Origin of the sequence: Corynebacterium maris DSM 45190 (assembly GCF_000442645.1) — a bacterium.
In the GTDB taxonomy this organism is placed as follows: Bacteria; Actinomycetota; Actinomycetes; order Mycobacteriales; family Mycobacteriaceae; genus Corynebacterium; species Corynebacterium maris.
This window is the reverse complement of sequence record NC_021915.1, coordinates 2,723,211-2,746,477: the sequence shown is the minus strand read 5'-3', so window position 1 is coordinate 2,746,477 and position 23,267 is coordinate 2,723,211. Positions and strand designations below refer to the sequence as shown.

Annotated in this window: 27 protein-coding genes and 1 riboswitch; of the genes, 15 read left to right on the top strand and 12 right to left on the bottom strand. The window is 68.4% G+C overall.

What is annotated here, in order from left to right; translation table 11 throughout:
- Positions 1-58: 58 nt before the first annotated feature.
- The 3 genes from B841_RS12800 (at position 59) to B841_RS12790 (ending at position 2,333) form a co-directional block, all read left to right on the top strand.
- A complete protein-coding gene (locus B841_RS12800; RefSeq protein WP_041631918.1) occupies positions 59-244 on the top strand; it encodes a DUF4177 domain-containing protein in 186 nt (61 codons plus the stop codon).
- 27 nt (positions 245-271) lie between these two features.
- The gene (locus B841_RS12795) at positions 272-730 is read left to right on the top strand and encodes a PAS domain-containing protein (RefSeq protein ID WP_020936568.1); all 459 of its coding nucleotides are present in this window, start codon (positions 272-274) and stop codon (positions 728-730) included.
- Between the two features lie 136 nt (positions 731-866).
- Positions 867-2,333, top strand: coding sequence for an aldehyde dehydrogenase family protein (locus B841_RS12790; RefSeq protein WP_020936567.1), 1,467 nt, complete (start codon positions 867-869; stop codon positions 2,331-2,333).
- A 4-nt stretch (positions 2,334-2,337) separates the two neighbouring features.
- Here B841_RS12790 and B841_RS12785 read toward each other — a convergent pair whose 3' ends face one another.
- The 4 genes from B841_RS12785 to B841_RS12770 form a co-directional block, all read right to left on the bottom strand.
- The gene (locus tag B841_RS12785) at positions 2,338-2,850 is read right to left on the bottom strand and encodes a hypothetical protein (RefSeq protein WP_020936566.1); all 513 of its coding nucleotides are present in this window, start codon (positions 2,848-2,850) and stop codon (positions 2,338-2,340) included.
- A 77-nt stretch (positions 2,851-2,927) separates the two neighbouring features.
- Positions 2,928-3,452, bottom strand: a complete 525-nt coding sequence (locus tag B841_RS12780) for a hypothetical protein (protein WP_020936565.1) — start codon at positions 3,450-3,452, stop codon at positions 2,928-2,930.
- Between the two features lie 9 nt (positions 3,453-3,461).
- A complete protein-coding gene (locus tag B841_RS12775) occupies positions 3,462-3,950 on the bottom strand; it encodes a hypothetical protein (protein ID WP_020936564.1) in 489 nt (162 codons plus the stop codon).
- 17 nt (positions 3,951-3,967) lie between these two features.
- Positions 3,968-4,088: riboswitch (SAM riboswitch) on the bottom strand.
- Between the two features lie 38 nt (positions 4,089-4,126).
- Complete coding sequence (locus tag B841_RS12770) at positions 4,127-4,516, bottom strand: PH domain-containing protein (protein ID WP_020936563.1); 390 nt, start codon at positions 4,514-4,516, stop codon at positions 4,127-4,129.
- Positions 4,517-4,669: 153 nt separating this feature from the next.
- Here B841_RS12770 and B841_RS12765 point away from each other — a divergent pair, with 153 nt between their 5' ends.
- A complete protein-coding gene (locus tag B841_RS12765) occupies positions 4,670-4,942 on the top strand; it encodes a hypothetical protein (protein ID WP_020936562.1) in 273 nt (90 codons plus the stop codon).
- 170 nt (positions 4,943-5,112) lie between these two features.
- Positions 5,113-7,959, top strand: coding sequence for a leucine--tRNA ligase (gene leuS, locus B841_RS12760; protein ID WP_020936561.1), 2,847 nt, complete (start codon positions 5,113-5,115; stop codon positions 7,957-7,959).
- Between the two features lie 15 nt (positions 7,960-7,974).
- On the opposite strand, the gene B841_RS12755 is transcribed toward leuS, so the two are convergent.
- A complete protein-coding gene (locus B841_RS12755) occupies positions 7,975-8,928 on the bottom strand; it encodes an acrylyl-CoA reductase family protein (protein ID WP_020936560.1) in 954 nt (317 codons plus the stop codon).
- 39 nt (positions 8,929-8,967) lie between these two features.
- Here B841_RS12755 and B841_RS12750 point away from each other — a divergent pair, with 39 nt between their 5' ends.
- The 6 genes from B841_RS12750 to B841_RS12725 all read left to right on the top strand — a co-directional run bounded on the left by B841_RS12750 (position 8,968) and on the right by B841_RS12725 (position 12,926).
- Complete coding sequence (locus B841_RS12750; RefSeq protein ID WP_169466623.1) at positions 8,968-9,528, top strand: VanZ family protein; 561 nt, start codon at positions 8,968-8,970, stop codon at positions 9,526-9,528.
- A gap of 22 nt (positions 9,529-9,550) precedes the next feature.
- Complete coding sequence (locus B841_RS12745; RefSeq protein ID WP_020936558.1) at positions 9,551-9,943, top strand: YidH family protein; 393 nt, start codon at positions 9,551-9,553, stop codon at positions 9,941-9,943.
- Complete coding sequence (locus B841_RS12740; protein WP_020936557.1) at positions 9,940-10,290, top strand: DUF202 domain-containing protein; 351 nt, start codon at positions 9,940-9,942, stop codon at positions 10,288-10,290. Before B841_RS12745 ends, B841_RS12740 begins: the two co-directional genes overlap by 4 nt.
- A 73-nt stretch (positions 10,291-10,363) precedes the next feature.
- The gene (locus B841_RS12735; RefSeq protein WP_020936556.1) at positions 10,364-11,008 is read left to right on the top strand and encodes an NAD(P)-dependent oxidoreductase; all 645 of its coding nucleotides are present in this window, start codon (positions 10,364-10,366) and stop codon (positions 11,006-11,008) included.
- 78 nt (positions 11,009-11,086) lie between these two features.
- Complete coding sequence (locus tag B841_RS12730) at positions 11,087-12,565, top strand: gluconokinase (RefSeq protein WP_041632410.1); 1,479 nt, start codon at positions 11,087-11,089, stop codon at positions 12,563-12,565.
- 10 nt (positions 12,566-12,575) lie between these two features.
- Positions 12,576-12,926, top strand: a complete 351-nt coding sequence (locus B841_RS12725) for a cupin domain-containing protein (protein WP_020936554.1) — start codon at positions 12,576-12,578, stop codon at positions 12,924-12,926.
- Here the strand turns inward: B841_RS12725 and B841_RS12720 are convergent, their stop codons facing one another.
- The 4 genes from B841_RS12720 to B841_RS14195 all read right to left on the bottom strand — a co-directional run bounded on the left by B841_RS12720 (position 12,927) and on the right by B841_RS14195 (position 15,765).
- Positions 12,927-13,889 carry a flavin-containing monooxygenase gene (locus B841_RS12720; RefSeq protein WP_020936553.1) on the bottom strand — a complete coding sequence of 321 codons (963 nt, stop codon included), beginning with the start codon at positions 13,887-13,889 and terminating at the stop codon, positions 12,927-12,929.
- Between the two features lie 65 nt (positions 13,890-13,954).
- A complete protein-coding gene (locus tag B841_RS12715) occupies positions 13,955-14,560 on the bottom strand; it encodes a response regulator (protein WP_020936552.1) in 606 nt (201 codons plus the stop codon).
- Between the two features lie 12 nt (positions 14,561-14,572).
- Positions 14,573-14,968, bottom strand: coding sequence for an ATP-binding protein (locus B841_RS14015; RefSeq protein WP_052337775.1), 396 nt, complete (start codon positions 14,966-14,968; stop codon positions 14,573-14,575).
- Positions 14,969-14,991: 23 nt separating this feature from the next.
- Positions 14,992-15,765, bottom strand: coding sequence for a histidine kinase (locus B841_RS14195; RefSeq protein WP_169466620.1), 774 nt, complete (start codon positions 15,763-15,765; stop codon positions 14,992-14,994).
- Positions 15,766-15,876: 111 nt separating this feature from the next.
- Here B841_RS14195 and B841_RS12705 point away from each other — a divergent pair, with 111 nt between their 5' ends.
- From B841_RS12705 to B841_RS12695, 3 genes are read left to right on the top strand one after another with little or no spacing between them, the layout of a single operon-like run.
- A complete protein-coding gene (locus B841_RS12705; RefSeq protein ID WP_020936551.1) occupies positions 15,877-16,944 on the top strand; it encodes an ABC transporter permease in 1,068 nt (355 codons plus the stop codon).
- Positions 16,945-16,977: 33 nt separating this feature from the next.
- Positions 16,978-17,673 carry an ABC transporter ATP-binding protein gene (locus tag B841_RS12700; protein WP_020936550.1) on the top strand — a complete coding sequence of 232 codons (696 nt, stop codon included), beginning with the start codon at positions 16,978-16,980 and terminating at the stop codon, positions 17,671-17,673.
- A 31-nt stretch (positions 17,674-17,704) separates the two neighbouring features.
- Positions 17,705-18,679 carry a winged helix DNA-binding domain-containing protein gene (locus tag B841_RS12695; RefSeq protein ID WP_020936549.1) on the top strand — a complete coding sequence of 325 codons (975 nt, stop codon included), beginning with the start codon at positions 17,705-17,707 and terminating at the stop codon, positions 18,677-18,679.
- Positions 18,680-18,968: 289 nt separating this feature from the next.
- Here B841_RS12695 and paaZ read toward each other — a convergent pair whose 3' ends face one another.
- Complete coding sequence (paaZ, locus tag B841_RS12690) at positions 18,969-21,056, bottom strand: phenylacetic acid degradation bifunctional protein PaaZ (RefSeq protein ID WP_020936548.1); 2,088 nt, start codon at positions 21,054-21,056, stop codon at positions 18,969-18,971.
- Between the two features lie 144 nt (positions 21,057-21,200).
- Between paaZ and B841_RS12685 the strand changes: the two genes are divergently transcribed.
- Positions 21,201-21,596, top strand: a complete 396-nt coding sequence (locus B841_RS12685) for a PaaI family thioesterase (protein WP_020936547.1) — start codon at positions 21,201-21,203, stop codon at positions 21,594-21,596.
- A gap of 1 nt (position 21,597) precedes the next feature.
- Here B841_RS12685 and B841_RS12680 read toward each other — a convergent pair whose 3' ends face one another.
- Together B841_RS12680 and B841_RS12675 are read right to left on the bottom strand one after the other, a co-directional pair.
- Positions 21,598-22,473, bottom strand: coding sequence for a 3-hydroxyacyl-CoA dehydrogenase family protein (locus B841_RS12680; protein WP_020936546.1), 876 nt, complete (start codon positions 22,471-22,473; stop codon positions 21,598-21,600).
- 14 nt (positions 22,474-22,487) lie between these two features.
- The gene (locus tag B841_RS12675; RefSeq protein ID WP_156844821.1) at positions 22,488-23,261 is read right to left on the bottom strand and encodes an enoyl-CoA hydratase/isomerase family protein; all 774 of its coding nucleotides are present in this window, start codon (positions 23,259-23,261) and stop codon (positions 22,488-22,490) included.
- Positions 23,262-23,267: the final 6 nt, after the last annotated feature.

The window sequence follows — 23,267 nt, the reverse complement described above, 5'->3', positions numbered from 1 at the left end:
GTCAGGGCCGGTGAAAAGAATGATCGCAGCGCTCTTTCGCCGTCGCTAGGCTCAAAGCATGGAATACAAAGTGCTGGACATGGACAACGCTTTGGTGGACGGGCGACTCGAGGGGGCGACGCTCGAGTCCGCCCTCAACGAGTACGCCGCCGACGGGTGGCGATACTCCGCGTTGATCACCGCCGCCCATAATCAGCTATTCCTCCTATTGGAGCGCGACGAACAGGCGAAACGAGTCGGCTGAATTCGCCGACGGACCAAGGAGAACACTATGACCGAGCACACCTCCGACGCTTCGTGGCAGGAGACCGCGGCCCGCATCGTCGCCGACTCCACCCTCGACGCCGTCATCTACGCCGACCGCTCCGGCACCATCCGGCTGTGGAATGACGCCGCGGAAACCCTCTTCGGACACACCGCGGACCACGCCATCGGCCAGTCCTTGGACCTGATCATCCCGGAGAAGCACCGCGGCGCCCACTGGACCGGCTGGGATCGCGTCATGGACAGCGGCCGGACCCGCTACGGCCACGACCCGCTCTCCGCGCCGGGCGTGAAGGCGAACGGTGAGCGGGTGTCCCTGGAATTTTCCATCGTCATGCTCAAAGACGACGCCGGGGAGATCGAGGGCATCGCCGCGATCCTGCGGGACGTGGGCAAGCGCTGGGAACGGGAGAAGGCGCTGCGTGCGAAGGTGCGCGAACTCGAGGGCCAAGCGCAGCAAGACTAGCGACCCCGACCCTTTACCCCTCTGCGACCTCTCTACCAGCGCCTACGGCACGGCCGTGACCCTCGTTGGCATACTTGCCCGAAAGGCCGGGGAGATGTCTTCCCGAGCTCACGGAACGCTTAAGGAGACTTGCACGATGACCACCACCGCCACTTTTGCCGGCATGGATTTGCTCGGCGTCTACATCGACGGCGCGCCCGCCGCCGGCTCTGACACCGCAGAGATCGTCGACGTCAACCCGTACACCGACGAGACCATCGTCACGCTGCAGGGCGCATCAACAAACGACGTCGATAAGGCGTACGCCTCCGCACGTACGGCACAACGCGAGTGGGCGGGGCTGACCCCGAACAAGCGTTCCAAGGTCATCGCGCGTGCCGCGGAACTACTCGCCGAGCGCCGCGAGGAGATCGTCGACTGGCTGATCACCGAATCCGGCTCCACCGCGATCAAAGCCAACAAGGAAGTCAGCCTGGCGATCGCGATCACCCGCGAGGCCGCGACCTTCCCGGCACGGATGACCGGTCAAATCTTCCCGTCGAACACCCCCAACAAGGAAGTACGCGTCTACCGCAAACCACTCGGTGTGGTCGGGGTGATCAGCCCCTGGAACTTCCCGCTGCACCTCTCGCAGCGCTCGGTGGCACCGGCCCTGGCGCTGGGTAACGCCGTGGTGCTCAAACCCGCGACCGATACCCCGGTCACCGGCGGGTTGTTGATCGCGAAGATCTTCGAAGACGCCGGCCTGCCCGCCGGGGTTCTCAACGTGGTCGCCGGGCGTGGTTCCACCATCGGCGACTACTTCGTCGAACACGAGGTTCCATCGTTGATTTCGTTTACCGGTTCCACCCCGGTCGGCCGCGGTGTGGGGGCGAAGGCGTTGGGTGGCCAGCACATCAAGCCGGTGTCGTTGGAGCTCGGCGGCAACGCCCCGCTGGTGGTCCTCGACGACGCCGACATCGACGCCGCCGTTGGCCAGGCCGTGGTCGGTACGTTCCTGCATTCGGGGCAGATTTGTATGGCGGTCAACCGCATCATCGTGGACGCGAGCGTCTACGACGAGTTCGTCGAGAAGTTCGCCGCCGCGGCCTCCCAGGTGGCTTACGGGGATCCGGCCGGGGACGGGGTGCTGGTCGGCCCGGTGATCAACGACTCGCAGCTGAACAACCACATCGAGCGCATCGATCAGGCCCAGGCTGACGGGGTACGGATCGTGGCTTCCGGCGAGATCGAAGGGCGTGTCGTGCCGCCGCATGTGTTTGCGGATGTGGATCCGGATTCGGAGTTGGCGCAAGAAGAGTTGTTTGGTCCGTTGGTCAGCGTGATCAAGGCCGCGGATGAGGCGGATGCGGTTCGTATTGCCAATGATCATGAGTTCGGGTTGTCGAGTTCGATCTTTACCCAGGATCTGGATCGTGGGGCCCGGGTGGCGCAGGCGTTTGCGGCCGGGATGACCTATGTCAACGAGATGCCGGTGCAAGATGAGGCGCATATCGCGTTTGGTGGTGAGCGTAACTCGGGTATCGGTCGGTTTAACGGTGAGTGGGCGATCCAGGAGTTCACCACGGATCACACCATCGGCTTCACCCGCCTGGAGGGCTAGCCGCTCAGTACAGGACGTCGTCGGGGCCGCAGTAGTACACGGCCTCTTCGATCTCCTCGGGGACCGGGGCGTGGGCGTTGACGGTCTCCGGCAGGTGGCAGTCCACCGTGAGTCCGACTCCGGCGAAGTGCCCGTCGGATTCCAGCCATGTCCAGACGCCGCCGTCCCAGACCAAGAAGCTCTCGATGCCGGTTTGTTCCAGGCCCACGTGCGCCCACTGTCCGTCGCAGAAGAACTGGATCAACCGGTCCGCGTTCTGCGGCTCACCGATGGCCTCGGCGATGAAGGGCGTGTCGCAGCGCTCGGCGGAGGCCACGTCCGTGGTCTCCGGCGCGCGCGTCTGCTCCAGCTGGGGCGCGGACGTCGGCGGCGGGGCCTGTGTCTCCGACGGTGCTGGTTCGGCCACGGATTCCTCCGCCGTAGTCGGTGCCGCGTCAGTCGCGCCGTCGCCGATGGTGCAGCCCACCAGGCTCAGCGAGGCGAGGGCGCTGACGCAGAAAACGGGCACGGGTTTCATGCCTTGATCTTAAAGCGCGGTGGTGGGGGTTCGCCGCGGACAGAGGAATCTATAATCGAATCATCACCCCCGCCCGGTCAGTAGATGACGTCGCCTGCCTCGCAATAGGGGGTGGTGAGCTCTGCGGGCGGCAGGCCGATGTCGGCGAAAGATTCCCGCAGGTAACAGCCCTGGGTCATGCCCATGCGCTTCTCGCCGTCGAACTCCGGCTGAACCCAGCGGGAACCGTCCCAGTGTATGCGCACGATCCAGTCGGTCTGGTTCTTGCCGATCTTCGCCCACTCCCCGTCGCAGTAGGACACCACGTCCAGCTCCGGGGTGTCGATGTCGGAGGTCAACCGACCCAGCTCGCAGCGCTCCTCCACCGAGGGCCCGGCAGGGGCCGCCGTCGTGGTCGGGTCGCTCACGGTCGGCTCCGTGTTCTCCGCCGGGGCGTTTTCCGTAACCGTGACCACGGAGGTGGACACCACCGTGCTGGTCGACGGCCCGACTGCGGCGGTGGTGTCGGGCGCTTCTCCCGTCGCCTGCGTCTCCTGCTCGCCGCAGGCGACGAGGGCACACGCAGCAGAGACGGCGACGATTGCCAGGGTGGGGCGGATCATGGCCTCCATCTAAGCAGCCGGCAGCACCCAGTGCAGCGTACTGACGTAATACGCGTCCGGGTCACGGTTTTCACGCCGCGAGGCGCCGTTGGCGTCGTGGCCGCCGGGGCTGTCGTCGCAAGGACTGCGGGCGTCGTCGTCCCAGGCCAAGGAGAGGCCGACGGACTCTGTGCCGTCGTAGGCGGCGAGGATGTTGCCCCGGTTGAACTTCGCCACCACGGCGTTCTCGCTGGTGGCCACCGCACAGAATTTCGCCACCGCCGCGTGCGAGGAGTGCCAGGCGCGGTGCTCCTTGCCGTCGTAGGTGACGGTGAATTCGTTGCGGCCGACGTCGGTGACGCGGGCGGTGTGAATGTCTTCGGGCGGGCACTTGGAGAATACCCGGGCCTGGATCATGTGGATGATGTGTCCGGGAGAGCAGATTTTGCAGCCGCAGTGCAGCATGCGCAGCTGCATTGGCTGGACGGCAGCATGGCGCTGGTGGATGTCTTCGGTCATGGAGATACTCCTGAAAACTCGCGATCTTTCCCCGGACCGGAGTGGCCGCAGGGCGGATCTTCCTTCGAGGGCACCACAGGGCGAATCCCGGGTTGCCAGTCGGCCGCGTCGAAGGGCGTGGGGCCGAACTTCCTGATCCGCCGATCACTCTACACCATGCAGACTAAGCTGTCTACTTAGCTCTTGCGCAGGGCCGTGGCCAGCAGGTTCTGGATCTCCTTAAGTGCCTCGTTATCGCGGATCTCGAGTGCGACGGTCGGGGTCGTCGCCGAGGAGACATAGATGTCGATCTCGCTGTCCATGTCCATCGTGCCGGCGGTTTCCACGGAGAAGCGGCTGATCGACGAGTACGGCAGCGTCTCGTAGGACTTCTTCTTGCCGGTCAGCCCCTGCACGTCGACGGAGATGATCCGCCAATCGGTGAACACCACGAAATCGCGGAAGAGGTTGAAGGCCTTGACCACGCGCTCGCCGTCGATGAGCACCCGATCCTCGGCCAGCTTATTCACCACGTCCTGCGGGTCCATGTTTCCGGCGTTGCCCATCATGCTGTCAAAAAATCCCATGTCGATGTCCTTTTCTTTGGGATGGTCGCTGCGCTGAAAGCGCGGTTCAGGATAACAGGGGCGGGCGAAAAGAGCGGAGATCGTTACCTGGGGAGCCTTCTTAATAAGTGAGGGAAATCATAGACTAAATGTGCAACCAGAAAGGAGCCCGTCATGCGACTCGTTGCACGTATCTTCTTCCAGACCCTGATCGCCCTGGGGTTTTTCGTCGGAGCCTTCTTCCTCTTCGAAACCGGCGGCACGCTGGCCGTCGTCCTCGGCTGGGGTGCCATCGTCGTCGGCGTTGCGATATTGGCTGAACTGATCGTCGCCAGCGCCTTCGGCAGGCTGCGCACCCCGGAGGACTACGGGGCCGGCTTCGTCGTCCCGCCTTACCGCCGCCGCCCCTGGTTCGGAAAGGAGGGACTCATCCATCGCCAGGCCTAAACCACGGATCAACCCTGCAGCCGTTCCTTCGACCAGACACATCGCCCTGACATCGACACTTTTAGGGCGATGTGTCTGGTCGAAGGAACACCCCGGCACCAGCGCCCCGACCCCACGCCCGCCCAGCCCATCCCCGCCCCGGGTCGTGGGGCCTACTAGACTTCCCAAGCATGACGACGCCGAGCGAAACCCCCGCCCACCGCTATAACGCGGCGAAGGCGAACGAGATCGAGACCACGTGGCAGCGGTACTGGAACGACAAGGACACCTTCAACGCGCCCAACCCCGTCGGTGACCTGGCCCCGGCTGATGGCCAGCAGCTGCCGGAGGACAAGCTCTTCGTGCAGGATATGTTCCCCTATCCGTCGGGAGCGGGCCTGCACGTCGGCCACCCGCTGGGCTACATCGCCACCGACGTCTTCGCCCGTTACCACCGCATGCTGGGCAAGAACGTGCTGCACACCCTGGGCTACGACGCCTTCGGCCTGCCCGCCGAGCAGTACGCCATCCAGACGGGCACCCACCCGCGCACGACCACGATGAACAACATCGAGAACATGCGCCGCCAGCTCGGCTCCCTGGGCCTGGGCCACGACCGGCGCCGCTCCGTGGCGACGACGGACCCGGAGTTCTACAAGTGGACGCAGTGGATCTTCCTGCAGATCTACAACTCCTGGTTCGACGAGGATCAGCAGAAGGCCCGCCCCATCGCCGAGCTGATCGCCGACCTGGAGTCCGGCGCCCGCACCACGAAGGACGGCCGCGTCTACGCCGACCTCGATGACGTGGCCAAGCAAGAGGCCGTCGACGAGTTCCGCCTGGTCTACCGCTCCAACTCGATGGTCAACTGGTGCCCGGGCCTGGGCACCGTCCTGGCCAACGAGGAGGTCACCGCCGACGGCCGTTCCGAGCGCGGAAACTTCCCGGTCTTCCGCAAGCGCCTGAGCCAGTGGATGATGCGCATCACCGCCTACTCGGACCGGCTGCTCGACGACCTCGAGCTGCTCGACTGGCCGGAGAAGGTCAAGAGCATGCAGCGCAACTGGATCGGGCGATCCCGCGGCGCCGAGGTGGATTTCACCGCCGGGGAGACCACCATCCGCGTGTTCACCACCCGCGCCGACACCTTGTTCGGCGCCACCTACATGGCGATCGCGCCCGAGGCGGAGCTCGCCGCGGAACTGGTCTCCGATGAGCCCTACGCCGCGGACGTCGATCAGCGCTGGACCTACGGCGCCGCCTCCCCGCAGGAGGCGCTGGCCGCCTACCGCCGCGACATCGCCGCCAAGTCCGACGTGGAACGCCAGGAGAACAAGGACAAGACCGGCGTCTTTTTGGGCACCTACGCCACGAATCCCGTCAACGGCGCGCAGATCCCGATCTTCGCCGCCGACTACGTGTTGGCCGGTTACGGTACCGGCGCGCTGATGGCCGTGCCCGCCCACGACGAGCGCGACTACGAGTTCGCCACCGCCTTCGGCGTCGAGATCCTCCCGGTCCTCGACGGCGACGTCTCCGAGCAGGCTTTCCTGGGCGACGCCGCCCACATCAACTCCGCCAACGACTCCGGCCTGGGACTCAACGGCCTGGGCAAGGACGAGGCCATCGCCGCCACGATCGCGTGGCTGGTGGACAACGAGCGCGGCGCCGAGAAGATCCAGTACAAGCTGCGCGACTGGCTGTTCGCCCGCCAGCGCTACTGGGGCGAGCCCTTCCCCATCGTCTACGACGACAACGGCGTCGCCCACGCGCTGCCGGAGGAGATGCTGCCGGTCGAGCTGCCCGAGGTCGACGACTACGCCCCGGCCGCCCACGACCCGAACGACGCCGACAGTGAGCCGCAGCCGCCGCTGGCCAAGGTCACCGACTGGGTCAATGTCGAACTCGACCTGGGCGACGGCCCGCGCACCTACACCCGCGACACCAACGTCATGCCCCAGTGGGCCGGCTCCTCCTGGTACCAGCTGCGTTACGTGGACCCGACCAACGACGAGAAGTTCGTCGACCTGGACAACGAGCGCTACTGGACCGGCCCGCAGCCGGAGAAGCACGGCGCCGACGACCCCGGTGGCGTGGACCTCTACGTCGGCGGCGTCGAGCACGCCGTGCTGCACCTGCTGTACTCGCGCTTCTGGCACAAGGTCCTCTACGACCTCGGCCACGTGAGCAGCAAGGAGCCCTACCGCCGCCTGTACAACCAGGGCTACATCCAGGCCTACGCCTACACCGACGCCCGCGGCGTCTACGTCCCCGCCGAAGAGGTCGAGGAACGTGACGGAAAGTTCTTCCACGGCGACGAAGAGGTGACCCAGGAGTACGGCAAGATGGGCAAGTCGCTGAAGAACGCGGTCGCCCCGGACGACATCGTGCGCGACTTCGGCGCGGACACCCTGCGCGTCTACGAGATGTCGATGGGCCCGCTGGACACCTCGCGCCCGTGGGCGACGAAGGACGTCGTGGGCGCGCACCGTTTCCTGCAGCGCCTGTGGCGCCTGGTGGTCGACGAGGACACCGGTGAGGTCTACACCGTCGACGCCGAGCTCACCGACGAGGACAACAAGCAGCTGCACCGCACCATCGCGGGGGTGCGCGACGACTACGCAAACCTGCGCGACAACACGGTGGTGGCCAAGCTCATCGAGTACGTCAACTACCTGACCAAGACGTACCCGAACGACGTTCCGCTGGCGGCCGTCGAGCCGCTGGTGGTCATGGTCTCCCCGCTGGCGCCGCACATCGCGGAGGAGCTGTGGTCGAAGCTGGGCCACGACGAGACGATCACCTTCACCGCGTTCCCGACCTTCGACGAGGCGTGGCTGGTCGACGACGAGATCGAGCTGCCCGTCCAGGTCAACGGCAAGGTCAAGGCCCGCATCATGGTGCCCGCCGACGCCGGCCAGGACGACGTGGTGGCGGTCGCGCTCGCCGACGAGAAGGTCGCCGCGCTGGTCGAGGGCAAGAACCTGGTCAAGCAGATCGTGGTCCCGGGCCGCATGGTCAACCTGGTGGTGAAGTAACCCGGCCCGGGGAGATCACTGCACCTTGACCACGGTGCGTCCGAGCCGCTTGCCGGCGAGCAGCTCGGCGCCGGCGTCGATGACCTGGTCGAGGGTGATCTCCTCCGTCATGGACGCCAGCACGTCGAGGTCCAGTTCGGCGGCGAGGAGATCCCAGGCGCGTTGCCGCAGCGGCAAAGGGGCGTCGACGGAGTTGATGCCGATCAGTCGCACGCCGCGCAGGATGAACGGCATCACCGACGCGGACACGTCGGTGCCCTGCGCCATGCCGCAGGCGGTGACCGCCCCGCCCCACTGCGTCTGTGCCAGCGCATTGACCAGCGTGTGCGACCCGAGCGTGTCGACGACCCCGGCCCACCGGCCGCGCTGCAGCGGCTTGCCGGGTTCGGCGTACTCGGCGCGGTCGACGACGTCGGCGGCGCCGAGCCCGCGCAAGTAATCGCCGTGCTCTTCGCGTCGGCCGGTCAGCGCGACGGTGGTGTAGCCGAGCCGGTGGAGCAGGTGCAACGCCACGGAGCCGACGCCGCCGGTGGCGCCGGTGACCAGGATTTCTCCGCTGTCCGGCGACACGTGCTGGGAGCGGAGGGCGTCGACGCTGAGCGCGGCGGTGTAGCCGGCGGTGCCGATGGCCGCCGCCTCCGCCGCGGTGAAACGCTCCGGCACGGTGACCGCGACGGCGGAGTCGACGCGCAGGTGCGGGGTGTAGCCGCCGTGGCGGCGCTCGCCGAGGCCGGCGCCGTTGACGGTGATCAGCTGGCCGTCGCTGACGCCGACGGCGTCGATGCCGGGCACCAGCGGGGTGGTGCGCACGACGCCCGGGTTCCCGTCGAGCGCCATCGCGTCCTTGTAGTTCAACGAAGAGTGGGAGACTGCGACCTCCAGGTCCCCGTCCCCGAAAATGTCGTGGGTTTCTTCGAGTCGCGCGGTGCGTGACCCGTTCTGATCGCGGATGATGATGGAATGGCCCATGACCCCAACTGTAGCCACGTCCGGCCTAAGGAGGCGCGCATGCGACGAGGCCCGGGACCCCGAGTTCTGGCGAGGACGGCGACCGTCGTCGCGGCTCTGGCGACCTTGGCGATGGTCGCCGCTGTGACCATGGGCAAGGCGCTCGTCGAGGTCGGTGGCCTGTGGGACGCCTCCGTGCATCGGCGCCGCAGCCTGGATTTCATGCTGTTTGAAGGGTTCGTGGAGCCGACGACCTGGTGGGCGCCGTGGTTGAACACCCTGGGCAACGTGGCCTTGTTCATTCCGGTGGGGGTGATGGCGGTGTTCGTGCGCGACCTCTTCTTCCGGCGGCCGGGCCGCAAGCCGCGCCTGTGGCGGACGGTGTCGTACGGCGGGGTGGTCGGTCTGTTGCTCAGCCTCGCGGTGGAGGTGGCCCAGTACGTCTTCGCGCTGGGGTATTCGGACGTGGACGATCTGTTGTTCAACACCCTGGGCGCGGTGCTCGGCGCGTGGCTCGCCCACCTGCTTCCGCGGCCGCTGCGGCGGGCCGCCACCGGGGTGGTCATTCTGACGGCCGCGGTCGTGGTGCTCCCCATGCTCGGCGCCGCCGTGGCGGGGTGAGAATTCCATTAGGGTCGACGGCATGAACGACAGTGGAGAGGACGAGGGCGCGGATCAGCGGGGATGGCTCGCCCGGGTGACCTTCCCGGACGGGCAGGAGCCGGACCCTCGGTTCACGCTCGCCAACGAGCGCACTTTCCTGGCGTGGACGCGCACGTCGCTGGCTTTTCTGGCGGCGGGCATCGCGCTGGAGGCCTTCGACATCGAACGCCTGAACCCGCACCTGCAGTCATGGATCGCGGTGGCGATGCTCGTCGTCGGCATCCTGATCGCGGCCGGGGCGGCGTTGCGCTGGTTGAACGTGGAGAAGGCGATGCGTCGCGGCAAGGCGCTGCCGGTGCCGGGGATCGTGCCGTTGCTGGGGCTGGCCGGCGTCTTCGCCGCGTTGATGGTGCTGGTGGGCGTCGCGCTGTGACGGACCGGCGACTTTCCCGCGGCCTGCACGAGGACCCTGGTCTGCAACCGGAGCGGACGTCGTTGAGCTGGACGCGCACGTCGTTGTCGTTGATGGTGGTGGCGGCGACGATGGTGCGCTGGTCCGCGGAATTCCCGGCGGTGATTCTGGTGCTGGCCACGTTGATGTTCGGCTTGGCCTTGGTCATCGTGCTGGATGGGCGGCCGCGGTATGAGCGCGGGGCGTGGGGGATCGCGGGGGAGGCGATGACGCCGAATATCGTCCCGGTGGCGGTGGTGACCGCGTGCATGGTGCTCTTCGGGGTGACGGAGCTGGCCCTGATCCTGCGCAGCATGGCCGGGGCGTAGGGCTCCGCCTCGGCGCGGCGCCCGCTACCGTGGGGCGTCTGCCACGAGGCACGCAACGAAAGGACTCATAGCCATGAGCATGCAGATCGGAATCATCGGCGCCACCGGTAAGGCGGGCTCGGCCGTCACCGCCGAGGCTTTAGGCCGCGGCCACGACGTCACGGCCCTGGTGCGCGACGCCGAGCGCGCCCGCGACCTCGGTGACGTGGAGGTCCACGTGATCGACGCCCTGACCATGACCTCCGACGACGTCGTCGGCCTCGACGCGGTGGTCAACGCCTTCGGCGTCGCCCCGGCACACGCCGGGCAGCATCTCGAGGTCACCGAGAACCTCATCGCCCTGGCCCGGGAACTCGGGCCGAACTCTCCGCGCCTGATCTTCATCCTCGGCGCCGGTTCCCTGACGCACCGGGGCGGGCTGTTCCTCGAGGAGATCCGGAAGGTGCCCGGCTCCGAGCACTGGATCGCCATCCCGGAGAACCAGCTCGCCCAACTGGAGTATTTGCGTGGCGTCGACGACGTCGACTGGACCGGGGTGTCGCCGCAGGCGCAGTTTTCCCCGGGGGAGGCCACCGCGCCGAAGTTGGGCATGGACGAGATCCTGTTGGCCGCTGACGGCGACTCGCACACCAGCACCGGGACCATGGCTGCGGCGATCCTCGATGAGATCGAATCCCCTGCGCATCGCGGTAGGCGCTTCACGGTCTCCGACGCCTAATTAGACTCGACGGCCAAGAGATGCCGCCGTCGTCCGCCGAGGGAGACCACCGTGAAAGAAACCAAGAAAATCCCGACCATGTCGATCCCCCTGGATCAGGCACGGGGGCCATATGTGTTGGGCATCGACGTCGGGTCCACGGCCTCGCGCGGCGGGCTTTACGACGCCTCCGGGCGCCCCGTCAAAGGCTCGAAGCAGCGCATCGCCCATGAGTTCAGCACCGGCATCGACGGCACGTCCGCGATCGACGCCGATCAGGTCGTCGACGAATGCCGTGAGGTCATCGACGGGGTGGTGGCCTTCGTCAAGGAGAATAAGCTCGAGGTCAGCGCCGTGATCATGGACTCCTTCGCCTCCTCGCTGATCCTGGTCAGCCGGAAGGGCAAGGCGCTGACCCGCTGTGTGACCTACGCGGATTCGCGCTGCGCCCCCTACGTCGGCACGCTGCGCGAGGAGCTGGACGAGCAGGAATACCACGCCCGCACCGGGGTGCGTTTCCACACCTCCTACCACCCGGCGCGCCTGGCGTGGCTGCGCGAGGAGCATCCGGAGCTGCTGGCGAAGACGGATGTGGTGATGACGATCGGCGAGTACGTCTACTTCCAGCTGGCGGGGATCCGTGGCGTGGCGACGTCGACGGCGGCGTGGTCGGGCATCGTGAATCTGCGGACCGGGGAGCCGGACGTGGAGATCCTGGATGCAGTCGGGGTGGACAAGCATGTGATTCAGCCGTTGTTCGATCCGGACGAGCCGGCCTATCCGGAGGCTACGGGGTGGAAGCGGCTCAACGGGGTGCCGTGGTTCCATGCGATCCCGGACGGGTGGCCGTCGAATATCGGGCCCGGCGCGGTGGACGAGAACACGGTGGCGGTGGCGGCGGCGACGTCGGGGGCGATGCGGGTGGTGCTGCCGGAGATTCCGGAGCGGGTGCCGGCGGGGTTGTGGTGTTACCGGTTGTCGGCGTCGTCGTGCATCGTGGGCGGCGCGCTCAATGACGTCGGCCGGGCGGTGGCCTGGCTGGAGCGCACGTTGGCCCCGGTGGAGCACGAGGAGCTGGCGGAGGCGTTGGCGGCGGAGCCGGACGACGACACCCCGTTCGTGTTGCCGTTTTTCTCCGGGGAGCGGGCCACCGGGTGGGCGGCGAATGCGCGGGCGGCGTTCGCGCGCGTCAGCGATGACACGTCGGTGCTGGATATGTGGCGGGCCACGGTGGAGGGGTTGGCGTTGTCGTATGGGCGTATCGCGGAGGAGCTGGAGACGTTGGGGGTGTCAGCGGACCGGGTGATCGCCTCGGGGCGGGTGACCAGCGAGCATCCGGCGTGGTTGCAGGTGTTGGCGGACACGTTGCGGACGCCGGTGGTTCCGTTGGCGATGAAGCGGGCGACGTTGCGGGGCACGGCGTTGATCGCCCTGGACGTCATTGATCCGGGCGGGGAGCGCGCCACCCCGCCGTTCGGTGATCCTTATGGCCCGGTTGCGGGGCGCGAGGAGCATTACCGGGGCATTCGGGAGGAGTTCGACCGTTTGTACGGGGTGCTGGTCGAGGAATCTCGGTAGCCTGGCGAGTATGAAGAACCTGGAGAAAAAGATCACGGAAGCCCTCGAGAACGCGCGTGCCGACGAGCGCGGCCGCTACGCCAAGCTGGTGGTCAATGATGGCCCGTTGCGGCAGACGGTCATTGCCCTGACGAAGGGCGGTCAGATGGCGGAGCATAATTCTCCGCCGGCCGCCTCGTTGTTGTTGTTCACCGGCACGCTCACGGTGACGGCGCAGGAGGACACGGAGATCACCGCCGGTGAGCTGGTGGAGCTGACGCATTTCCGCCATTCGGTCACCGCGCAGGAGGACAGCGTGTTCCTGTTGACCACGGTCACGAGCCAGCCGGGCACGGACAGCCATGACGGCGTGCCGGAGTAGTTAGCGCCGTTGACGCTTGTCGACGGCGCGGGTGATCGTCCGCGCCGTCTGTTGTGCGTGACGGCCGACCCCGGCGAGGGTGTCGGAGCCGACGCCGGTAATGGCGCCGTAGCCGACCAGGTGCAGCCCGTCGACGGTGGGCCGCAGCTCGTCGTCGAGGAGCCCGCGGGCCGGGCCGAGCGCGGGTTTGTAACCGGTCGCCCAGATGAAGTGGTTGACCGTGAGATCGCCGAGTGAGGCGGGTGGCCGCGTGGTGGTCATTCGGCCCTCGGCGCGCGCCCGGGCGATCTGCGGGGTGCGCACGACGTCGCCGAGCGCGCTGAGGTCTTCGCCGGCGGTGAGGCGGCGGTGCAGTTCGGCGCCGTCGATCTCTTCGGGCAGGTAGCGGGGTTCGTGGCGGGTCAGCCAGGTGACGTCGGCGATCTCGGAGAGTTCCGCGACGAGTTGGGCGCCGGAGTTGCCGGCGCCGATGACGGCGACGTCGGTGTCGCGGAAGGTCTCTGGGCCGGGGTAGTTGGCTGAGTGCCAGAATTGGCCGAGGATCGTGCCGGGGTAGTCGGCGACGAACGGGGTGGACCAGGTGCCGGTGGCCATGACCACGTGCTCTGCGCTCCAGTCGCCGCGGTCGGCCGCGACGTGGAAGACCGTGCCGTCGTGGGTGACGTCGGTGACGCGGACGGGGCGCTGGACGGGGACGTCGAACAGTCCTTCGTAGTTGGTGAGGTATTCCACGATGTGCGCGGGCCGGAGCTGGCCGGGGATGGGCGGCATGGCCATGCCGGGCAGGGAGGAGTACTCGGCCGGCGACAACAGTCTGAGGCTGTCGGCGCGGTGGTTCCAGGCGCCGCCGGGGGCGACGCCGTTGTCCAGGACGAGGACGTCCACGCCGGCGGCCAGCAGGTAATAGGCTGTGGCCAGGCCGGATTGTCCGCCGCCGATGATCAGGGTGGTGTGGTGGGCCAAGGCAGTCTCCTTTGAGGTGGGTTCGCCGCCCAGTCTATCACTTTAAGTTTCAATAAAGTGCGGGGCTAAATCAGCCTCTGCTCCCGGGCCACGGTCACCGCCGCCGTCCGGTTGTCCACCCCCAGCTTCTGATAGATGTGAATCAGATGCGTCTTGACCGTCGCCTCCGAAATAAACAGCTGCGCCGCCAACTCCCGGTTCGACGCCCCCGAGGCCAACGCCTGCAACAACTCGATCTCACGTGAGCTGAGCGCCTCCCGCGGCCGGGTCACCCGCTCCGCCAGCGCCGCCGCCACCTCCGGGGCCAGGGTGCGCTGCCCCGCGGCCGTCGCCACCACCGCCTCCCGCAGCCGCTCCTCCGGGGCGTCCTTGAGCAGATACCCCACAGCGCCGGCCTCCAAGGCGGCGACGATGCCCGCCTGGGTGTCGAAAGTCGTCAGCACCAGCACCGGCGGCCCGCCCGCCTCCTGCAGCCGCCGGGTGGCCGCCACCCCGTCGACCCCGGGCATCTGCAAATCGCACACCACCACGTCCACGCCCGGCGGCAGCTCGTCCACCGCCGAACCGTCGGAGCCCTCCCCCACGACGGTGATCTCGTCGAAAGAATCCAGAATCGAGCGCAGGCCCGCGCGGACGACCGGGTGGTCGTCGATGAGCATCACATTGATCATCACAGTCTCCTTTTAATCGATGGGCAGACGCGCGGCGATGGCCGCACCGTCACCGGGCCGGGACTCGACCGACAACACCCCGCCAAGCTCGTCCACCCGGGCCTGCAGCCCCGGCAACCCGAACCCGTCGCCGCTTCGCGCCGGGTCGAAGCCGCGGCCGTCGTCGACGACGTCGACGGTCACCGCGTCCGGCCACACCCCGTAGGTGACCACCACGTTGGCCGCGTCCGCGTGCCGCAGCGCGTTGGCCAGGGCCTCCTGCACCACCCGCACCACGGCCGCCGCGACGTCTTCCGGCACCTGGCGCTGCGCCTGCCCGGTATACGCCAGCTGCACGTTCGTCTCCTGCCCCAGCGCGCGCAGCCGCGTCCGTTCCTTATCGATGAACGCCCCCAGCGCGTCCGGCACTGAATCGAGCAGCGCCGGGGAGCTCAGCCCCGCGACGAACCGGCGGGCCTCCGCCAGATTGTCCGCCCCGCCCCGCCGATCGCGCGCACCTGCTCCCCCGTCGCGGCGCCGTCGTCTGAGGCCAGCGACTTCTCCGCCGCGCGCGAGAGCAACAGGATCGAACTCAACCCCTGCGCCAGGGTGTCGTGGATCTCGCGGGCAAGGCGCTCGCGTTCGGCGAGCCGGCCGGCCTCGTGCTGGGCGGTGGACAGCTGCGCCTGCGTGGCGCGCAACGTCTCCGCGATGCGGCGCTGCCCCTCGGCCTCCGCGCGCAGCGAGGTGTAGACGAGGTATCCCGCCACCGCGGCCAGCGTGCCGATCGCCGGGCCCAGAAACCCGCCGACCGTCGCCGCCGTGTGTCCCACTGTCACCGGCAGCACCGTCGCCACGGCGAAGGCCACGGCCACGACCACCAGCCCCGCCGCCCAGGGCAGCACATGCAGAATCAAAAAGACCAGCGGGAACAACAGCCAGATGAACTCCGCCGACAGCGCCACCAGCCCGGCCCACACCGCCAGCACCACCGCCAACCAGGCCGGCGCCCACGGCGACGACGCCGTGGATACGCCGCGCGCCTCCGCGACCGTGCCGGCGAGATACACCCCCGCCAACAGGGCGACCAGCACCGCGACGGCCGCCGTCAGGTTCCCGGCGCCGCCCGCCCCCGCCACTGCGACGGCCAACAGCCCGGCAAACAGCACGTGCAGACCGACGCGCAGGGAGGCCAACAACTGCGACAGGGAAGAAGGAGCATTCACACTCCCCCACGGTAGCCAGCCTTTCGGCGCCCGTAATCAACCGACCGGTTGATCGCAGGTTCACCTCGCCAGTCGATTGTTTTCGGCCCACGGGACAGCAGGATCAACATCATGTTCCTAGCACTGAGAGACATCGCCTCCGCCCGCGGCCGCTTCACCCTGGTGGCCACCGTCGTGGGCCTGATCACCCTGCTCGTCGTCATGCTCTCCGGGCTCACCGGCGGACTGGGCAAGCAAAACACCTCCGCCCTCGAGGCACTGGGCCCCGACCGCTTCGCCCTGGCCGAAGCCGACGGAGAGCACACCTTCACCGCCTCCACCGTCACCGCCGACGACGTCGCCGCGTGGTCCGCGGCCACCGGCGTCGACGAGGCCATCCCGCTGGGCGCCGCCCAGACGGTCATGGACGCCACGCAGGCGACCACCTCCGTTGCGGTCTTGGGCGTCCCGGCCGGCATGACGCTGCCCGACGGCCAGACCGTCCCCGCAGACGGCGCCGTCGTCAGCGAAGAGCTCGCCGAGGAGTACGCCGCCGCCCCCGGCGCGACCGTCACCCTCGCGGGCCAGGACGTGGACGTCACCGCCACCGCCGCAGACGAGTACTACTCGCATTCCCCCGTGCTCTGGGTCGCTACCGACACCTGGCGCGAGATCGCCCACGCCGCGGACGACGTCGTCGGCTCCGCGATCATGCTCACCGGCTCCCTCGCCGGCGAGGAGTGGGAGCAGGCCTCCGCCGCCAACGGTACCGACGCGCTGACCATGACCGGCGCGTTCAACGCCCTGCCCGCCTACCAGTCGGAGAACAGCTCCCTGCTGCTCATGCAGGTCTTCCTCTACGCCATCAGCGCCCTGGTCACCGTGTCCTTCCTGACGGTGTGGACGATCCAGCGCACGCGCGACCTGTCTGTCCTGCGCGCCCTCGGCGCTTCCCCGCGCTACCTGCTGCGTGACTCGCTGGGCCAGGCCGCCGCCATCCTCATCGTCGGTGCGGGCGCAGGCGCCGTGCTCGGCGCCGGCCTGGGCCAGATCGCCGGCGCCGCCGTGCCCTTCCAGCTCGATCTCTCCACCACCCTGGCCCCGGCCCTGGGCATCGTCGTCCTCGGCCTGATCGGCGCACTCGTCGCCACCCGGCGCGTCACCCGTATCGACCCGCTCGCCGCCCTCAACGCCGCCTAACCGATTCGCAGACTCCCCGAAGGAGAACTTGTCATGACTGTCCTGCACATTTCCGACGTCTACGTCAGCTACCCCGACGGCGAGGGCACCGTCACCGCCCTCGACGGGGCCAACCTGGCCGTCGACGCCGGTGAACTACACGCCATCGTCGGAGAATCCGGTTCCGGGAAATCCACCCTGCTCGCCGTCGCCGGCGGCCTGACCGCCCCCGACAGCGGACTCGTGGAGATCGACGGCACGCGCATCGACGGCGCCGCCGACCCCGAGTGCACCGCCGTACGCCGCGACGACGTCGGCATCATCTTCCAACAGCCCAACCTGGTGGGAGCGTTGTCGGTGCGCGACCAGCTGCTGATCACCGACCACATCCGCGGCCTGCGCGGAAAGGCGCTGCGGGAACGCGCCCGCCGCGCCGACGACCTGCTCGAGCGCGTCGGGCTCGGCGGTTACGGCCCGCGCAAGGTCAGCCAGCTCTCCGGCGGCCAGCGCCAACGCGTGGGCGTCGCCCGGGCGTTGATGGGCTCGCCGAAGGTGCTGCTGGCCGACGAGCCGACCTCCGCGCTGGACGCCGCGAATTCCCGCGCCATCATCGCGCTGCTGCGCGAGATCGTCGACGAGACGGGCGTGGCCGGGGTCGTGGTCACCCACAACCGCTCCTTGCTGCCCGCCTTCGACTCGGCCACGGAAGTCATGGACGGCGCCACCCGAATGTTGGCGCCGGCCGCATAAACCCCGCTGCTTTCTGGCTACCCTGGCCGGCATGGATCTCTCCCGCCCCGCTGAGCTGCGCGCCCGCCGCCTCATCGCCCAGGCACTCGCCCCCACCGCCGCCCGCCCACGACCCGGCACCGTCGCGGAGGTCATCCGCTGGATGGGCGCGGTGCAGGGACAAACCTACGACGCCGGGATTCGGGCCCTGGGCCTGCGCGCCGGGTATGGGGAGGAGGCGGTGCTCAAGGCCGTGGCCGAGCACGAGGTCGTCCGGTGCTGGCCGCAGCGCGGCACCTTACATTTCATCCCCACCGCCGACGCCCGGTGGATGCTGCGGTTGGGCAACCCGCGCGTGGCCCGGTCCACCGCCACCCGTTTCGCGGCGCTCGGGCTCAGTCCCGAGGACGTGGCCACCGCCCGCCGAGCCCTGCATGACGCCCTGCTTGCCGACGGCCCGCTCACCCGCCCCGCCGTCTATCAGACCTTCGCCGCCGCCGGGGTCGATCCGACGGACGGGCGAGGGCCGTACCTGATCCGGACCTTCGGCCGCGAAGGCGACGTCGTCCAAGGCCCCCGGCAAGGCAAGACGGAAACTTTCCTGCACCTGGACGCCCTGCGCGTCGCCCAGAACGACCCCGACCCCGATCAGGCGCTGGGTCTGCTGCTGACCCGCTATCTGCACTCCCACGGCCCGGCGACGATGAAGGACCTGGTCTGGTGGACCGGCCTGGGATCGCGCGTGCTGCGGGCCGGGCTCGACGCGGCGGAAGACGTCCTCGAGGTCTCCGCCGGCGGGGAGACCTACTGGCTGGGCGCGTGGCAGGAGGCGGTGACCGCCGAAGAGCTCGAGGCCGCCCTCGCCGCGACCTACCGCCTGCCCGCCTTCGACGAGTACCTGCTCGGCTACGCTGATAAATCTTATGCCCTGCCCGAGGAGCTGCGCCCGCAGGTGCTCACCAAAAACGGATTGAGCTGGCCTTTCGTGGTCGAGGACGGCGTGGCGGTGGGCAGGGACGTCGGCTGAGGGGCAGCGCTGACGAGCGGCGAAGAGCCTGAATTCCGGCCCCGAGCCTCAGGGGTGACTCCATAATTGGCTGCTTCCATCGTGGGTGACCTGTAATTATATGAGTTCACGCTGGTGGGGGCCGGATTGTTGCGATGGAAAACACAATGATTGGAAAATCTGATCATTGAGAGCACAGACGTTTTAGCTTCTCTCATTGCGTCCCGGCAGCCAGGCAGTGCCTTGGACCACGCAGCGAAACACCCCCGCGGCAGGCGCGGGGGTGTGGGCGGTCAGACGCTCGTCGGGGCTACTTGTCCCAGTTCGCGTAGGTGGTGTTGACCTTCTCGTTCAGGGTGAGCACGTCGTAGGTGGCCACCAGTTCGTCGTCCTGGTTGAGGATGGCCGCGTCCCAGACGACCTCGGCGTAGTCGTCGGTCACGCGCGGGGTGATGCGCTTGGCGGTCAGCTCGATGCGCACCGTGTCCCCGGCCGTGACCGGCTGGGTGAAGCGCAGGTTCTCCAGGCCGTAGTTGGCCAGCACCGGGCCCGGGGCCGGCTCGACGAACAGCCCGGCGCCCCAGGAGACCAGCAGGTAGCCGTGGGCGACGCGGTCCGGGAAGAACGGGTTGGCCTGGGCGGCCTCCTGGTCGACGTGGGCGTAGAACTTGTCGCCGGTGGTCTCCGCGAAGTCCAGGATTTCCTGCATCGTGACCTCGCGCGGGTCGGAGGCGAACTGGTCGCCGAGGCGCAGGGTGGCGCCGTCCTTGCGGAAGGGGTGCTCGGCGGTGCCGGCCTCGACCTCCGTGCGGGTGACGCGCTGGACGTCGGCGCCGCGGTGCCACTGGCCGGTCACGGCGGTCAGGTGGTTCGGGGTGCCCTGCAGGGCGGTGCGCTGCATGTAGTGCTTGATGGCGCGTACGCCGCCGAGCTCCTCGCCGCCGCCGGCGCGGCCCGGTCCGCCGTGCACGAGGTGCGGCAGCGGGGAGCCGTGGCCGGTGGAGGTCTTCGCGTCGTCGCGGTCCAGGAAGTGAAGGCGGCCGTGGTGGGAGGCGATGCCCAGGCCGATGCGGGCGGCGATCTCGTTGTCGTGCGTGACGACGGAGGCGACCAGCGAGCCCTCGCCGCGGGCGGCGAGGCGGACCGCGTCCTCGGTGTCCTGGTAGCCCAGCACCGAGACGACCGGGCCGAAGGCCTCGACGGAGTGCGCGGCGTCGGTGTCTGCGTCGTCGAACAGCAGGACGGTCGGAGCGAAGAAAGCGCCGTCGGCGTGCTCCGGGCCGCCGGTGATGACCTGGCCGCCGGCGTCGATGAGCTTCTGGGTCGCCTCGGCGACGTCCTGGGCCTGGTCCACGGAGACCAGCGGGCCCATGGTGGTGCCCTCGGCGCGCGGGTCGCCGGCCACGACCTTCTCGTTGAGGCGGGTGGCCAGTGCCTCGGCCACGGCCTGGGCGTGGGCGGCGGGCACGATCGCGCGGCGCACCGCGGTGCACTTCTGGCCGGCCTTGGAGGTGACCTCGTTGAACACGGCCTTGACGTAGAGGTCGAATTCCGGGGTGCCCGGAGCGGCGTCCTCGCCCAGGATGGCGGCGTTGAGGGAGTCGGCCTCGGCGGTGAAGCGCAGGCCGCGCTGCTGGACGGCTTCGTGGGAGCGCAGGGTGGCCGCCGTCTGCGCGGAACCGGTGAACGCGACGTGGTCGCGGTAGTCCAGGTGGTCCAGCAGGTCATGGGCGGAGCCGGAGATGATCTGCAGCGAGCCTTCCGGCAGCAGGCCGGAGTCGAGCATCAGGCGCACGCAGGCCTGGCTGATGTAGCCGGTGGGCGTGGCGGGCTTGACCACCGTCGGCATGCCGGCGATGAAGGCGGGCGCGAACTTTTCCAGCATGCCCCAGACGGGGAAGTTGAAGGCGTTGATCTGCACGGCCGCGCCGGTCATCGTGGTGTAGACGTGGGTGCCCAGGAAGCTGCCGTCGCGGGAGAGGACCTCGGTGTTGCCGTCGACGATGACGGTGGAGTTCGGCAGTTCGCGACGGGCCTTGGAGGAGAAGACGAACATCGTGGAGATGCCGCCGTCGACGTCGACGCCGTTGTCGCGGGCGGTGGCGCCGGCCTTGGCCGCCAGGCGGTAGAGCTCGTCCTTGTTGTCGTTGAGGTGCATGGCCAGCTGCTTGATGATGCCGGCGCGTTCGTGGATCGTCAGCTCGCGCAGGTTGGCCTGGCCGACGGTGCGGGCGTAATCGACGGCGCCGGCGATGTCGAGGCCCTCGGCGCTGACACGGGCGGCGACCTCGCCGGTGCTGGCGTCGAGGACGTCCTTGGCGCGGGCGCCTTCGGCCGGGCTGGTCCACTGGCCGCTCAGGTAGGAGGGGACGAGGGTGTCGGTGAGAATCGCAGTCATGGTGTGGTCCTTCCGGGGTAATGCGTGGTCCTGACCCGATCGGATTAAGTGACCGACCGGACGGTCAGGAATTATGGCTAGTATAAGTCCGCGGGCGGAATCTGTAACCCCCCGCAGGAAAATCAAAGAGAAGGGGTAGGACTAATGGCTGATGTCTGGACGATCGAACTCGGCGAGCTCGACGAGAAAATGGGCGTGAAAGTGCTGGAACAGTCGGCCAAACGGGTGGTGGCGACGATGCCGATCGACGGCAACCGGCAGTCCCTGGGACTGCTGCACGGCGGGGGGATGGTCGCCCTGGCCGAGGCCGTGGGGTCCTGGGCCGCGGTGATTCATGCCTCGACGATGGGCAAAGCGGCGGTGGGGGTGGACGTCAACGCCACCCACCACGCCTCCGGCCACGAGGGCACGGTGACGGCCACGGCCACGGCGATCCGGCTCGGCAGGCGTCTGACCAGCCACGAGATCGTCATCGAGGACGACGCCGGCCGACGGCTGTGCACGGCGCGGATCACCAACGCCATCGTCGATAAGCGGTGACTCAGTTGTAGTCATAGAAACCCTTGCCGGCCTTGCGACCGAGCTCCCCGCGGGCGACCATGTCGCGCATCAGCTGTGGCGGAGCGAAACGCTCGCCCAGGGTCGACTCCAGGTACTCGGCGATGCCCAGGCGCACGTCCAGCCCGACGATGTCGGTCAGCGCCAACGGGCCCACCGGGAACTTGTAACCCAGCACCATCGCGTTGTCGATGTCCTGCGGACTGGCCACGTCCTCCTCGACCATGCGGATGGCCTCCAACGCGATGGCCACGCCCAGGCGCGAGGACGCGAACCCGGGGGCGTCGGCGACGACGATCGGGGTTTTGCCCAGCCCGGAGACCCAGGTGCGCGCCTGTTCCACGAGCGGGGCGGGGGTGGAGTCGGCGACGACGATCTCCACCAGCTTCGACGCCGGGACCGGGTTGAAGAAGTGCAGCCCGATCACGTCGTTGCCGACGGTCAACGCCAAGTCGGAGACCGACAGCGAAGAGGTGTTCGTGGCGATCACGGCCTCTGGGGCGACCTCCGCGATCTTGGCGAAGGACGATGCCTTCAACTCCATGGACTCCGGCACCGCCTCCACCACCAGCGGCAGGCCGGTAAAGGCCGCGTGATCGGTGGAGGTGCTCAGGCGGGAGAGCCACTCGTCGACGGTGCCCGCCGCGCCGCGCTTGATAGAGCCCTCCGTGTCGCGGATGATGCGTTCGCGGGCGGCGTCGGTGGCGTCCTCATTGATGTCCACGACGGTGACGTGCGCGCCGGCCGCGAGGAAGGAGTGGGCGATGCCCGCCCCCATGCGGCCGCCGCCGAGCACGCCGACGCGGGCGGGGACGGACAGATCGGTGGGCAGGGTCTGGGTGGTGGTCTGAGTCGTCATGGGGCTGGTCTCCTTTAACGGTTCTTCTTGCGGTCGAGGAAGGCCTGCATGCGGTCGAACTTGGCGTCCGACTCAAACAGCACGGCCTGGGCGATGTTGTCGACGGCCGGGTGCGCGGACTCCGGCATGGCCATCACGGCCTTGGAGATGCGCACGGCCAGCGGGTCCTGCTTGGCGATGCGGTCGGCGAACGCCTGGGCGCCGTCGAGCAGCTCTTCGGGGGCGTGGATCTCGTTGACCAGGCTCGCGTCCCGGGCTTCGGCGCCGTCGAGGATGCGCCCGGCCAGCAGAATCTCCTTGGCCAAGGCCTCGCCGACGAGCTTGCGCAGGCGCCACAGCCCGCCGGCGGCGGCGATGATGCCCAGGCCGGTCTCCGGCTGACCGAACTTCGCGCGCTCGGTGGCGACCCGGAAGTCCGCGGCCAGCGCGAGCTCCAGGCCCCCGCCGAGGGCGAAGCCGTCGACGGCGGCGATCACGGGCGAGGGCAGTTCGGCGATGCGGTTGAACACGGTGTTGTTGATGCCGCGCAACGCGTCGTCGCGGCGGCGCTCGCGTAGCTGGCCGATGTCGGCGCCGGAGACGAAGATCCCCTTGCCGCCTGCTTCGCAGCCGGTGATGATCAGGATCTTGGGGTCGTTCTCGAGACGCGCGCAGACCTCGTGCAGCTCGGCGACCATGGTGTCGTCGATGGCGTTGCGCACCTCCGGGCGGTTGAGCCGGACGGTGACGCGGTCCTCGGTCTCCTCGAAGATCAGGGAGGTGAACTCGGTGGCGGTGGTGACGGTCATGGTCAA

Excerpts from the sequence above, each read along its gene's own strand:
- B841_RS12770 (WP_020936563.1), bottom strand. The coding sequence starts at position 4,516 with ATGGGATTTTTTGACAGCATGATGGGCAACGCCGGAAACATGGACCCG.
- B841_RS12745 (WP_020936558.1), top strand. The coding sequence starts at position 9,551 with ATGAACGACAGTGGAGAGGACGAGGGCGCGGATCAGCGGGGATGGCTC.
- B841_RS12785 (WP_020936566.1), bottom strand. The coding sequence starts at position 2,850 with ATGAAACCCGTGCCCGTTTTCTGCGTCAGCGCCCTCGCCTCGCTGAGC.
- B841_RS12780 (WP_020936565.1), bottom strand. The coding sequence starts at position 3,452 with ATGATCCGCCCCACCCTGGCAATCGTCGCCGTCTCTGCTGCGTGTGCC.
- B841_RS12700 (WP_020936550.1), top strand. The coding sequence starts at position 16,978 with ATGACTGTCCTGCACATTTCCGACGTCTACGTCAGCTACCCCGACGGC.
- B841_RS12730 (WP_041632410.1), top strand. The coding sequence starts at position 11,087 with ATGTCGATCCCCCTGGATCAGGCACGGGGGCCATATGTGTTGGGCATC.
- B841_RS12800 (WP_041631918.1), top strand. The coding sequence starts at position 59 with ATGGAATACAAAGTGCTGGACATGGACAACGCTTTGGTGGACGGGCGA.
- B841_RS12775 (WP_020936564.1), bottom strand. The coding sequence starts at position 3,950 with ATGACCGAAGACATCCACCAGCGCCATGCTGCCGTCCAGCCAATGCAG.
- B841_RS12685 (WP_020936547.1), top strand. The coding sequence starts at position 21,201 with ATGGCTGATGTCTGGACGATCGAACTCGGCGAGCTCGACGAGAAAATG.
- B841_RS12795 (WP_020936568.1), top strand. The coding sequence starts at position 272 with ATGACCGAGCACACCTCCGACGCTTCGTGGCAGGAGACCGCGGCCCGC.
- B841_RS12715 (WP_020936552.1), bottom strand. The coding sequence starts at position 14,560 with ATGATCAATGTGATGCTCATCGACGACCACCCGGTCGTCCGCGCGGGC.
- paaZ (WP_020936548.1), bottom strand. The coding sequence starts at position 21,056 with ATGACTGCGATTCTCACCGACACCCTCGTCCCCTCCTACCTGAGCGGC.
- B841_RS12755 (WP_020936560.1), bottom strand. The coding sequence starts at position 8,928 with ATGGGCCATTCCATCATCATCCGCGATCAGAACGGGTCACGCACCGCG.
- B841_RS12675 (WP_156844821.1), bottom strand. The coding sequence starts at position 23,261 with ATGACCGTCACCACCGCCACCGAGTTCACCTCCCTGATCTTCGAGGAG.
- B841_RS12705 (WP_020936551.1), top strand. The coding sequence starts at position 15,877 with ATGTTCCTAGCACTGAGAGACATCGCCTCCGCCCGCGGCCGCTTCACC.
- B841_RS12750 (WP_169466623.1), top strand. The coding sequence starts at position 8,968 with ATGCGACGAGGCCCGGGACCCCGAGTTCTGGCGAGGACGGCGACCGTC.
- B841_RS12695 (WP_020936549.1), top strand. The coding sequence starts at position 17,705 with ATGGATCTCTCCCGCCCCGCTGAGCTGCGCGCCCGCCGCCTCATCGCC.
- B841_RS12735 (WP_020936556.1), top strand. The coding sequence starts at position 10,364 with ATGAGCATGCAGATCGGAATCATCGGCGCCACCGGTAAGGCGGGCTCG.
- B841_RS12680 (WP_020936546.1), bottom strand. The coding sequence starts at position 22,473 with ATGACGACTCAGACCACCACCCAGACCCTGCCCACCGATCTGTCCGTC.
- B841_RS12765 (WP_020936562.1), top strand. The coding sequence starts at position 4,670 with ATGCGACTCGTTGCACGTATCTTCTTCCAGACCCTGATCGCCCTGGGG.
- leuS (WP_020936561.1), top strand. The coding sequence starts at position 5,113 with ATGACGACGCCGAGCGAAACCCCCGCCCACCGCTATAACGCGGCGAAG.
- B841_RS12790 (WP_020936567.1), top strand. The coding sequence starts at position 867 with ATGACCACCACCGCCACTTTTGCCGGCATGGATTTGCTCGGCGTCTAC.
- B841_RS12725 (WP_020936554.1), top strand. The coding sequence starts at position 12,576 with ATGAAGAACCTGGAGAAAAAGATCACGGAAGCCCTCGAGAACGCGCGT.